Consider the following 12,907-nt stretch of genomic DNA (forward strand, 5'->3'; position numbering starts at 1 on the left):
TTATCCGATTGTATGGTTAGCCAATAATTCCTGTATCAATCCCTCAACGTCGGCATCGGAAGCCGTCAGCACCTTGCTCTCCTTGGCCTTGAACACGATGTTCTGCACGGCCTTCACCTTGGTGGGCGAACCGCTCAGCCCGCACTGCTTCAAGTCGGCATCCACGTCGGCCGTACTCAACTGTCCCAAAGTCAGATAAGGTTTCTTGTCGTACTCTTCAGCGTAGGCCAACCCTTCCGCAGGCTTTTCCATCGGCACCATGGCGCGCTTGTATTTCATCACCAACTTGGCGTTGCGCGGACGGCAAGGAGCCGCACTCCCGTTCACCGTCAGCACAAGGGGCAACGGAGCCTCCACAGTCTCCACACCGCCGTCGATATGACGCTTCACCGTCATCTTCCCGTCGGTGCATTTCAGGATTTCTTCCACGTAGGTCACCTGAGGCAAGCCCAATTTCTGCGCCACTTGCGGCCCCACTTGTGCCGTATCGCCGTCGATGGCTTGACGACCACCCAAAATCACATCGGGCATGCCCAATTTCTGAATTGTAGCAGCTAGCGCATAACTGGTGGCCAGGGTGTCGGCACCTGCAAAAGCACGGTCGGTCAACAAATAGCCACCGTCGGCTCCACGGTATAAACTCTCGCGAATCACTTCGGCTGCACGGGGAGGCCCCATGGTGATGACAGTCACGGTAGAACCCGGATTCGCATCTTTCAGCCTCAAAGCCTGTTCCAACGCATTCAAGTCTTCAGGATTGAAGATAGCCGGCAAAGCAGAACGGTTTACCGTGCCTTCCGGTGTCATGGCATCCGGCCCGACATTGCGTGTGTCGGGAACTTGCTTGGCAAGTACAATGATGTTTAAACTCATAGTTCTTTACTTATTTTTGTCGTACAGATTAAGATTTGTTTCCTTTTCATGGCAAAACATATCTCGCAAATGTACTTATTTTATGGCAAGTGCCCAAAGAAAAAAAGCATAAAAAGGCATTCAGACCGTAATTTGCAAGATGATTCACTCTCGGAACAAAAGTTTTTCCCTATCGAAAGAACAGGATTCCAGTTCAAAACATTATCTTTGCCACACCAATCGAAACACTGACTGACATGAAAAAGACCTGTATGCTTTCCGCCATTTTAATAGGATGCGGATTATGTTCCACCGCCCAAAACTCCAAGAACTTCCGCCCGATGGAGGACGTGAACCACGTCACGGACCTCACGCTCGACAGTCTGGAAAAGGCCAATACGGCACGCCCTGTGCCCGGTTCGTCGCGGAAGGGCAACCACCCCGTGCTCTTCCTCGTGGGAAACTCCACGATGCGTACCGGCACGAAAGGCAACGGCGACAACGGCCAATGGGGTTGGGGATATTATGCCCACGAGTTTTTCGACGCAAACAGGCTGACCGTGGAAAACCACGCCTTGGGCGGCACGAGCAGCCGCACGTTCTACCGTAAACTATGGCCGGACGTGAAGAAAGGCATCCGCAAGGGAGACTACGTCATCATCGAACTGGGGCACAACGACAATGGTCCGTTCGACAGCGGACGGGCACGGGCATCCATACGCGGCATCAGCCCCACGGACTCGCTTTGTGTGACCATCAAGGAGACGGGCGAGAAAGAAACCGTCTACAGCTACGGCGAATACTTGCGCCGCTTCGTCCGTGAATGCAAAGCCTTGGGCGCACACCCCATCCTGCTCTCGCTCACGCCCCGCAACGCATGGGACACGAAACGCCCCGGGCACATCGTACGCGTGGACGAGACCTTCGGACTTTGGGCGCGGCAAGTGGCCGAAGAGCAAGGCATACCCTTCGTAGACCTGAACGAAATATCGGCCTCGAAATACGACCGGTTCTCGGCATGGAAGGTGGATTACCACTTCTATCGGGACCGCATCCACACCAGTGCGTTCGGCGCACGCCTGAACGCCCGTTCGGCCGCCGAAGGAGTGGCCGCTTCCACGCACCCCACGCTGAAAGCCTTGCAGGCTTGCCTGACGAACCTCGAACCGCCCACCGCACAAGTGAAACGCGAGAAAGGCAAACCCGTGGTCTTCATCACGGGAGATTCCACCGTAAAGAACGAGGACAAAGACCCGGACAGCATGTGGGGTTGGGGCAGCCAGGCGGAAACCATCTTCGATACGGACAAAATCACCGTGGCAAACGAAGCTAAAGCCGGCCGGAGCACCCGTACTTACTTAGAAGAGAACCGTTGGGAACGTGTATACAATGCCCTTCAACCGGGCGACTTTGTGTTGATACAATTCGGCCATAACGACATCGGTGACATCGACCGTGGCAAGGCCCGAGGCGTCATTGCCTGCGCACAAGACACCAGTCACGTTTACCGGGTCAATAAAGGAGATAAAGTTTACAACGAAGTCATTTACTCCTTCGGATGGTATCTGAAAAAATTCATCGACGACGTGCGCGAAAAAGGTGCCACGCCGATTCTGGTGTCCCTCACGCCCCGCAACGAATGGCCCGGCGGAAAGATAGAACGCCGCAACGACAGCTACGGCAAATGGTATCGGGAGGTAGTGGCCGAAACCGCCGTAGAGTTCGTGGACCTGCACAACATCTCGGCCGATACCCTCGACCAGATAGGGCAGAAAAATGCCAAAGCTTATTATAACCGCGACCACACGCACACCTCACTCAAAGGTGCGCAACTCAACGCGCAAAGCATAGCCGAAGGATTGCGTGCCATAGACAGCCCGTTGGCCCGGTACTTGAAATTTCACATTTCTTCTACATGCCCTATTAAAAATTAACGCGTGCGCACAATAAAAGAGGTGACGGACACGTTTTCTTAAAGTATATTTAGCAAAAAAAGACATGATAGAATACGTGAAGGGCCAGATTGCCGAACTCACTCCGGCCACCGCCGTCGTGGATTGCCACGGCGTGGGATACGGCCTCAACATCTCTTTGAATACATTTTCCGCCCTGCAAGGCAAGCAGGAAGCCAAACTATATGTTTACGAAGCCATCCGCGAAGACGCTTACGTGCTTTACGGTTTTTCCACCCGCCAGGAACGTGCCCTCTTCCTACTGCTCATCAGCGTATCGGGCATCGGGGGCAACACGGCACGCATGATTCTCTCCGCCCTCACACCGGCAGAATTGGTCAACGTCATCAGCTCCGGCAACGACAAGTTGCTCAAAACCGTGAAAGGCATCGGGCTGAAAACCGCCCAACGCATCATCGTGGACCTGAAAGACAAAATCGCATCGGTGGAAATCGAAGGGACAGCCTCCCCCGGCACTTCCGCGACCATGGCAACCGGACATTCCGAAATACTGGAAGAGGCCGTGGCCGCCCTCACCATGTTGGGCTTCCCGCCCGCCCCCTCGCAAAAGGTCGCATTGGCCATCCTGAAAGAAGAACCGGAAGCCGCCGTGGAGCGTGTCATCAAACTTGCCCTCAAAAGATTATAGGAAGCTGAAAGCTTCATAGCCCAACGGAACAGCATGAAAAGAAACCTACAAAAGTGGCTCTACCTCATCCTTTTGGCCATCAGTGCCAACGCACTGGCGGACATGGGAGGTGCCGCTTTCTTGCATATACCCCGGAACGAGACCCCGGCTCCGGCCGAACCGGACACCATCCGGCCACGTTTCAGCGTGAAGCGGACGGTGCCCCGCGACGAAGACGACCTGAAAAAACGGAGCCTCGACCTGAAAGACCCGGACAACCTGAAAACGGATACTGTTTACGACCCGGCGACAGGCAATTACACCATCGGTACCAAAGTGGGCGACAGTTACCTGAACGCCCCTCTCCTGATGTCGCCGGAAGAATATCAGGAATGGAGCCTAAAAAAGTCCTTACAGAACTACTACCGGCAAAAGAACAGCGAAGCTTTCGAAAATGAGGGCAAAAACAAATTCGACTTCACGGACATGCAATTCGACCTGGGACCGGCTGAGAAAATATTCGGCCCCGGCGGCGTACGCATCAAGACCCAAGGTTCCGCCGAACTGAAAATCGGGGGCAACCTGAAGAAGACAGATAACCCAAGCCTATCGGAAAACCGCCGGAAAACCTTCGGATTCGATTTCGAAGAGAAAATCAACATGAGCATGAACGGCAGCGTGGGCGACAAAATCAACATGAACCTGAACTACAACACCGATGCCACGTTCGACTTCGACGCACAAAGCATGAAACTGCGCTACGAAGGCAAGGAAGACGAAATCATCAAGTTGATAGAAGGGGGTAACGTCTCGCTTCCCACCAATTCCTCGCTCATCAAAGGCGCTTCCTCGCTGTTCGGCCTGCGGGCTGACCTGCAATTCGGCAAACTGAAACTGCAAACGGTCGTTTCCCAAAAGAAATCGGCCTCGAAAAGCGTGTCGTCCAAGGGCGGCACACAAACGCACAATTATGAGTTCTCGGCCACGGAATACGAAGAGAACCGGCATTTTTTCCTCGCCCACTTCTTCCGTGAACATTATGACCAGAACATGAGCAAACTGCCCACCGTCATGTCCGGCGTGACCATCAAACGCATCGAACTTTGGGTGACGAACAAATCGGGAAGCTATGAAAGCAACCGTAACATCGTGGCCTTCACCGACCTGGGCGAACATGACCATATCTCCAACCCGATTTGGAGCAAAGGCAACGTGCAAGTGGCCGCCAATGCCGCCAACACCCTCTATTCGACCATGACCACGCAGCATGCCGCCGCACGCGACATCAGCCAGACATCGAGCGACTTGGACGCCATCGCGGGCTTTGAAGGCAGCGTGGACTATGAAAAGCTGCAAAGCGCACGCCTGTTGTCTTCTTCGGAATACACCGTAAACAATTCATTGGGCTACGTGTCGCTCAACTTTACCCTGCAACCGGACGAAGTCCTGGCCGTAGCCTTCGAATACACTTATAACGGCACAACCTACCAAGTGGGCGAATTCTCGGCCGACCTGACCGACAATACCCAAGCCTTGTTCGTCAAGGCCCTGAAGAACACCTCGAACACACCGCAGATGGGCAACTGGGACTTGATGATGAAAAACGTGTACAGCTTGGGAGCCACAAGCACGCAAAAGGAGAAGTTCAAGCTGGACATCCAATACCAAAGCGACTCCGCCGGGGTGTACGTGTCCTACATTCCCGAAGCCAAGTTCAAAAGCACCAAACTTTTAAGAGTAATGAACTTAGACCGCTTGGATGCCAACAACCGTCCGAACCCCAACGGACAGTTCGACTACGTGGAGGGATACACCATCAACAAAGGGCGCATCTATTTCCCCGTGACCGAACCTTTCGGAAGCCACCTGCGTAAATATTTGAACGATGAAGCCTTGGCCGAAAAGTATTGTTTCGACGCATTGTACGACTCCACCAAGACCATGGCCAAGCAGATAGCGGAAAAGAACAAATTCCTGCTCTCCGGAGAGTACAAGGGAAACAACGGTGCCGAAATCAGCCTCGGCGCCATGAACGTGCCACAAGGCTCCGTGACCGTAACGGCGGGAGGCGTGACGCTGACGGAAAACACGGACTATACGGTGGACTACTCGATGGGCGTAGTGACCATCATCAACCAAAGCATCATCGATGCCGGCACGAACGTAAGCGTGGACTTCGAAAGCAACGACAACTACGGCATGCAGCGCAAAACGCTCGTAGGATTCAACCTGCAATACGACGTGAGCAAGGACTTCACGTTCGGCGGAACGTTCATGTTCCTGAACGAACAGCCGCTCACCACAAAAGTAAACATGGGCGAAGAACCTTTGAAAAACACCCTGTGGGGCGTCAACCTCTCGTGGAAGAAAGAAAGCCAATGGCTGACCAACCTGATAGACAAAATACCGCTCATCGACGTGACCGAGCCTTCGCAAATCAGCTTTACCGGGGAGTTCGCCCAACTCATTGCCGGGCAAAACAAGAAGATACAGGGGTCGGCTTCCTACATCGACGACTTCGAGAACACGAAAAACGGCATCAGCGTGATGCAGCCCACCAACTGGATGATTTCCAGCGTGCCGTCCGACTTTGAAGAAAGCAAGCTCGTCAACGACGTGCGCGGAGGCTACAACCGCGCCCTGCTGAGCTGGTACACCGTGGATCCGCTCTTCACGCGTCAAAGCTCCTCGCTTACGCCCGCCCATATCAAGAGCGACTTGAACCAACTTTCCAACCACTATGTACGCGAAGTGTACGAACGGGAACTCTATCCCAACAAGACACAGACCAGTTACAACTCGGCTGCTTCGCTCCCGGTAATGAACCTCGCTTTCTACCCTACCGAACGGGGAGCCTACAACCTGGATCCGAACTTGGACTACAACGGAAGACTCACCAACCCCAAAACCCGTTGGGGCGGCATGATGCGTAAATTGGACACCAACGATTTCGAGACGGCCAACATCGAATACGTAGAATTCTGGTTGCTCGACCCGTTCATCTATACCCGTGACAAGGGCGGCGATTACGGGGGGGACTTCTATCTGAACTTAGGCGAAGTGAGCGAGGACATCCTCCACGACGGGAAGAAATTCTTCGAAAGCGGAATGCCCATCGACGGGAACTCCAGTTACTATACGGAAACAGCGTGGGGACGCGTGCCCAACACCACCAGCGTGGTCTACGCCTTCAACAACGAGTCCGGAGCGCGCGAGCGGCAGGACATCGGGTTGAACGGACTCAACAGCGAAGAAGAACGCACGTTCGGTGCCTACCGCGAGTTCCTCATGGCCGTACAAGGGAAAGTAAGCCCGCAAGTGTACGATTCGCTGATGAACGACCCGGCCGGAGACGATTACCATTACTTCCGGGGGTCGGACTACGATGCCCAACAACGCAGCATCCTCGACCGTTACAAGTACATCAACCTGCCGGAAGGCAACTCGCGGTCGAACGAAAATGCGAACGAATCGTATGACACTTCATACAAGACCACGCCCGACGTGGAAGACATCAACCAGGACTACACGTTGAACGAGTACGAGAAATATTACCAATACAAAATCAGCATCCGTCCGGAGAGCTTCGTCGTGGGACAAAACTATATCGTGGACAAACGCACGGCGAGCGTCAAGCTCCGCAACGGCAACACGGAAGAGGTGAACTGGTACCAGTTCCGCGTACCGCTTACCGAATACCAAAAGAAAGTGGGCAACATCAACGACTTTACGAGCATACGGTTCATGCGCATGTTCCTGACCGGTTTCGAACAGCCCGTCATCCTGCGTTTCGCCACGTTGGACCTGGTGAAAGCCGAATGGCGTTCCTACGAACAGGCCCTTTATGCAGGAGAAATGCCCTCCACGACCGGAAGCATGGAAATATCGGCCGTCAACATTGAAGAAAACAACGACAAGACACCGGTGAACTACGTACTCCCTCCGGGTATCAGCCGCGTAGTGGATCCCTCACAAAGCCAACTGGCAGAAGACAACGAACAGGCCCTCTCGCTGACGGTCCGCAACTTGGCCACAGGAGACGCCCGTGCCGTGTACAAGAATACCAACTTGGACATGCGCCAGTACAAACACCTCCAAATGTTCGTACATGCTAACGCGTTGGCCGAGAACGTAACCGAAACGGAAGACAACCAGACCAGTGTCTTTATCCGCCTCGGTTCGGACTACAAGAACAATTTCTACGAATACGAAATTCCCTTGAAGCTGACGGCTGCCGGACGGTACGACACTTACTCCGCCGACCAGTGCCGTGCCGTGTGGCCCGAAGAGAACATGTTGGACATCGACCTCTCGGTGTTTACCAAAGTAAAACAGGCACGCAACCGCGAAAAGAGCCTCGGCAACACCAACCTGACCACACTCTTCTCCGTCTACGACGACAACAGGCCGAACAACAAGGTAAGCGTCATGGGTAACCCTACCTTGGGAGAAGTGAAGACCATCATGATAGGCGTGCGCAACAATGCCCGCGAAACCAAGTCGGTGGAAGTATGGGCCAACGAGCTTCGCCTGCAGGAATACAGCAACGACGGCGGATGGGCAGCACAAGGCTCCTTGAACGTCCAATTCTCCGACCTCGGCTCCGTCAACCTGACCGGGCACATGGAAACTGCCGGATTCGGAGGCATAGAAGACAAAGTGAGCGAACGCAACCAGGAGGACATGTACAATTACAGCATCACGACCAGTTTTGAACTGGGCAAGCTGCTGCCGGAGAAAGTACGCTTCACGGCTCCCATTTACTATTCGTTCAACAAAGAGGTCGTCAAACCGAAATACAATCCGCTCGACACGGACATGTTGTTGGAAGACGCCCTCGACGCTTGCGCCACGGAACACGAAAAGGACTCGCTGCGAAGCCTGACTACCACGGAAACCACGAACAAGAACTTCAGCCTGAGCAACGTGAAATTCAACATCGCCACACCCAAACACCCCATGCCCTACGACCCTGCCAACTTCTCGTTCAGCTATTCGCACAGCGAGTCTAACAAAACGGGCGAAACCACGGCTTGGGAAACGGAAAAGAACTGGAACGGAGCGTTCAACTACAACTATTCTCCCGAATACAAGCCTTTCGAGCCGTTCAAGAAGATGATTAAAAGCAAGAGCAAATGGTGGGACATCATCCGCGACCAGAACTTTAACTACTTGCCGCAAAACATCAGCTTCAACACGAACATCCTGCGCAACTATTACGAGTACCAGGAACGGGACATCGAGAATCTGGAAGACCCAACGTCGCTCCCTCTCTCCTTCTCCAAAGAATTCCTGTGGAACCGTGATTTCAGCCTGAAATGGGATTTGACCAAAAACCTTCATTTCTCGTTCAATTCCGCCACCCATGCGGAAATCGAAGAACCGAACGTTCCGGTCAACAAGGACCTCTACGCCGACCAATACCACGCATGGAAAGATTCCGTATGGCACAGCATCAAGGGTTTCGGTACGCCGCTTGACTACCAACAGGACTTTACGGCCTCCTACAAAGTGCCTTTGGAGAAAATCCCGTGCTTCTCGTGGATTTCGCTTGACGGGAACTACACGGCCAACTATTCCTGGGAACGCGGCATGGAACTGGAAGACGGGACTTCCTACGGCAACACCATCAACAACCAACGTTCGGCTACGATAAACGGGCGCTTCAACCTGGAAACGCTGTATAATTTCTCTTCTTTCCTGAAAGAGGTCAACAAGAAATTCTCGGCCAGCGAACGAAAGAAAGCCAAGGACAAAAGCAACCGTGAACGGGAGAAGGCCAAGGCACAAAAAGAAAAAGAGAAGGAAGCTGCCGCCAAGGGAAAAGACGGGCAAAACAAAGACGGGAAGGACAAACCGGGCAGCAAACCGGCAGACAATGCCAAAGGCACGGCCAACGCCAAGGTGAAAAACCCGAAGTTCAAGGGATTCGCCGGTGAAATCACCCTGAAGCCCGACACGACCGTGGAACTGGCGCACAACCAAAAAAGCCGCCGCATACGCGTCACCGCCGTAACCGCTGCCGGACACCGCTACCCGATCAAGTTCAAGAAACTGGACAAGAACAAGATTCGCATCCTGAACATGGACTCCGTAAAACTGCGTGTCAACGTCATAGCCAAGACACCGGCCAGGGAAAAGCCCTGGTACCCCTACTTACAAGGAGCTACACGCTTCCTGATGATGGTGCGCAACGTCAGTGTCAGCTACCGTAACACGTTTGCCATGTCCTTACCCGGGTTCCTGCCCAACGTGGGCGACATGCTCGGGCAACGCACGGGCGGCGGCATGCAACCGGGATTGGACTTTGCCTTCGGTTTCACTGGCGAAAGCTATATCGACAAGGCCAACGAACGGGGCTGGCTGCTCAACAATGACAGCATCAGCACGCCGGCCACCACCAACGCCATGGAGGACCTCCAGATTAAAGCCACGTTGGAACCTATCCCGGACTTGAAGATTGACTTGAACGCCAGCCGTACGGTGAACAGCAACAAGAGCATACAATATATGTATGCGGGCATGCCCACCACGCAAAGCGGCAGCTTCACGATGACCACCATTTCCATCAAATCGGCCTTCGAAAGCCGGGGCGATGCCGGAAACGGATACAGCAGCAAGACATTCGCCCGTTTCCAACAATACCTCAACACGTTCCAAAGCCGTGTGGAAGCCCGCTACGCCAATGCCACCTATCCGGCTGCCACCGGGTTACAGGGCAAGTTCGACCCTGCCAACGGTACGGTAGACAAGTATTCGTCCGACGTAATGATACCGGCTTTCCTGGCCGCTTACACCGGGGGAGGTGACATCAACTCCCCGTTGGACATTTTCCCGAGCCTGGCACGCATGCTGCCCAACTGGACCGTATCCTACAAAGGCCTGGCCTACCTGCCTTGGATACGGGACCATTTCAAGAGCGTCACCCTGAACCACTCTTACAAGAGCATCTACTCCGTGGGGGCTTACAATACGTACAGCAGTTGGATGGAGTACATGGGCGACTTAGGATTCATACAAAACACCACGGACAATGCCATCATCCCAAGCAGCATGTACGACATCAGTTCCGTATCCATCAACGAAGCCTTCTCGCCTTTGGCCGGATTGGACATGACGTTGAACAACAACATGACTTTCAAGGTGGAATACCGCAAGACACGCGTACTCACCCTGAGTATGACCGCAGCGCAGTTGAATGAGGCGTGCAGCAACGACTTCGTCATCGGATGGGGCTATAAAATCAATGATTTCAAGTTCTCGTCCCTCTTTGGAGGCCGACGCAAGAAAGCCGGGAGGGGAAGCAACAACAAACAAACGAACGCGGCCAACAACCGGAACAATACCCGCAAGAGTGGGACTTCGGCAAAAAACAGCCGAGTCATCAGCCACGACCTGAACCTGCGTTTCGACTTCTCGTTCCGCAACCAAGATGCCATTACGCGCAACATACAGACTTCGCTGTCGGAAGCTACAAGCGGCAACAAAGCCATCAAAGCCTCGTTCAGTGCGGACTACACGATGAGCCGTTACGTCACATTGAGCCTCTACTACGACCGCCAACGCAACCAACCGTTGCTCTCGTCCAACGCTTATCCCACCATCACGCAGGATTTCGGGTTCAGCCTGCGGTTCTCGCTGACAAGATAAGCCCTCAACCTACCAACGATACGGCGGGGCAGGAAAGCATCCAGCTCCGCCGCATTGTTGGTTTCCCGTCCAAGAACTTTGTTTCACATGTATATGATTTTCATCGTCCCTCCGCCCCAAATAAAAATCTCCTGAGAACGGAATTTCATTCGGCTGAGAATGAGAAATCGTTTGGCTGAGATTGATTTTTCGTTTGGCGCAGAACGAAACGTCATTCTCTTCCGTTCGAGAACGAACTATCTACCCAACTGTATCACAGTTAATTAAAAAGAAAGCGGCCACCCATGGCAAAAGAAGCCACAGTCTCCTCCGGCTGTCAAACTTCTTCCTTTACCGATGCAGAAGGTGCTCCTCCTATTTCTGAAGTGCCGACCGGTTTAAGTCCCATCTTTACCGCCCGACGGAGCATGAACTCGTATGCCGCATCGTGCTCGTTCGGCACCACACCGTCGAGAATCGCATCCTTAATTGCACTCTTCAGGCTACCGACTTCACGGCAAGGAGGCAGTCCGAACACCGCCATAATCTCCTCTCCCGAAACCGGAGGCTGGAAGTTGCGCACGCGATCGCGCTCCTCCAAATCCACCAACTTGCGGCGTACCAATTTGAAATTGTCTAAGAAACGTTGTTTACGTTGGGCGTTCTTCGAGGTAATATCAGCCTCGCAAAGTGTCATCAAGTCCTCGATGTCATCACCGGCTTCGAACAACAAGCGACGCACAGCAGAATCTGTCACTTCCTCATCGGCAATGACAATGGGGCGCATGTGCAGCTCCACCATCTTTTGCACATATTTCATCTTCTCGTTCATCGGCAGCTTCATCTTCCGGAAAATGTCCGGCACCATCTTGGAACCGATAAAGTTATGGTTGTGGAAAGTCCACCCCGCCACAGGGTCAAAACGTTTCGTACGCGGTTTGCCGATGTCGTGCAAGAGGGCCGCCCAACGCAACCACAAATTATCCGTGTGCCGGCAAATATTATCGAGCACTTCAAGCGTGTGGTAGAAATTGTCCTTATGCGCACGTCCTTTTACCTTTTCCACCCCCTCCATAGCTGCCAACTCAGGAAAAATGAGAGGCAACAAGCCGCACCGGGCCAACTCCACGAAACCCTTCGAAGGCGTAGGGGTCATCATTATCTTGTTCAATTCATCGGCAATACGCTCGCGGGAGACAATCTTTATCCGTTCCCGGTTCCGTTCCAGTGCCTCGAACGTCTCTTCGTCTATATAAAAATTCAGTTGGGTGGCAAAACGCACACAACGCATCATGCGCAGCGGGTCGTCGCTGAAAGTGATGTCGGGGTCGAGCGGCGTACGGATGAGGCGGTCTTCCATGTCCCACACGCCGTCGAACGGGTCGACCAGTTCCCCGAACCGTTCACGGTTCAAACATACGGCCAACGCGTTAATCGTGAAATCACGGCGGTTCTGGTCGTCTTCCAACGTCCCGTCTTCCACCACCGGCTTGCGCGAGTCATGGCTGTAACTCTCCTTCCGTGCTCCCACGAACTCCACCTCCATCCCCCGGAACTTGACTTGTGCCGTACCGAAATTGCTGAACACACTCAGGCGTGCACCTCGCCCTAACCTGCCGGCCAGGGCCTTTGCCAAAGCTATGCCGCTCCCCACCGTCACGACATCGATGTCCTGCGAAGGACGCTCCAGAAAAAGATCACGCACATAACCGCCTACGACATAGCATTCCACACCCTGCTCATCAGCCACTTCCGATATTTGATGGAATATCTTTTTGTCCAACAAATGTCGCAAATCTTCCTTCGTCAAATTCCTCATTCTTCAAAAATACCATAAAATAATTGC

General features: G+C 53.5%; 5 protein-coding genes. 3 read left to right on the forward strand and 2 right to left on the reverse strand.

Annotated elements, in window-relative coordinates:
- Nucleotides 1–873, reverse strand: coding sequence for an electron transfer flavoprotein subunit beta/FixA family protein (locus tag HMPREF9442_RS04230; protein ID WP_008625712.1), 873 nt, complete (start codon nucleotides 871–873; stop codon nucleotides 1–3).
- A 236-nt stretch (nucleotides 874–1,109) separates the two neighbouring features.
- Between HMPREF9442_RS04230 and HMPREF9442_RS04235 the strand changes: the two genes are divergently transcribed.
- From HMPREF9442_RS04235 to sov, 3 genes are all read left to right on the forward strand, one after another.
- On the forward strand, nucleotides 1,110–2,786 hold the full coding sequence (locus HMPREF9442_RS04235; RefSeq protein WP_050795488.1) for a rhamnogalacturonan acetylesterase: 1,677 nt from the start codon (nucleotides 1,110–1,112) through the stop codon (nucleotides 2,784–2,786).
- 64 nt (nucleotides 2,787–2,850) lie between these two features.
- On the forward strand, nucleotides 2,851–3,453 hold the full coding sequence (gene ruvA / locus HMPREF9442_RS04240) for a Holliday junction branch migration protein RuvA (RefSeq protein WP_008625714.1): 603 nt from the start codon (nucleotides 2,851–2,853) through the stop codon (nucleotides 3,451–3,453).
- Between the two features lie 102 nt (nucleotides 3,454–3,555).
- On the forward strand, nucleotides 3,556–11,082 hold the full coding sequence (gene sov, locus HMPREF9442_RS04245) for a T9SS outer membrane translocon Sov/SprA (protein ID WP_494545877.1): 7,527 nt from the start codon (nucleotides 3,556–3,558) through the stop codon (nucleotides 11,080–11,082).
- A gap of 316 nt (nucleotides 11,083–11,398) precedes the next feature.
- On the opposite strand, the gene HMPREF9442_RS04250 is transcribed toward sov, so the two are convergent.
- On the reverse strand, nucleotides 11,399–12,880 hold the full coding sequence (locus HMPREF9442_RS04250; protein ID WP_008625721.1) for a CCA tRNA nucleotidyltransferase: 1,482 nt from the start codon (nucleotides 12,878–12,880) through the stop codon (nucleotides 11,399–11,401).
- Between the last annotated feature and the right edge of the window lie 27 nt (nucleotides 12,881–12,907).

Origin of the sequence: Paraprevotella xylaniphila YIT 11841, from assembly GCF_000205165.1 — a bacterium.
Classification (GTDB): Bacteria; Bacteroidota; Bacteroidia; order Bacteroidales; family Bacteroidaceae; genus Paraprevotella; species Paraprevotella xylaniphila.

Bases quoted from the DNA above. Each gene is read 5' to 3' on its own strand.
- ruvA (WP_008625714.1), top strand. From the start codon at position 2,851: ATGATAGAATACGTGAAGGGCCAGATTGCCGAACTCACTCCGGCCACC.
- HMPREF9442_RS04235 (WP_050795488.1), top strand. From the start codon at position 1,110: ATGAAAAAGACCTGTATGCTTTCCGCCATTTTAATAGGATGCGGATTA.
- HMPREF9442_RS04230 (WP_008625712.1), bottom strand. From the start codon at position 873: ATGAGTTTAAACATCATTGTACTTGCCAAGCAAGTTCCCGACACACGC.
- sov (WP_494545877.1), top strand. From the start codon at position 3,556: ATGGGAGGTGCCGCTTTCTTGCATATACCCCGGAACGAGACCCCGGCT.
- HMPREF9442_RS04250 (WP_008625721.1), bottom strand. From the start codon at position 12,880: ATGAGGAATTTGACGAAGGAAGATTTGCGACATTTGTTGGACAAAAAG.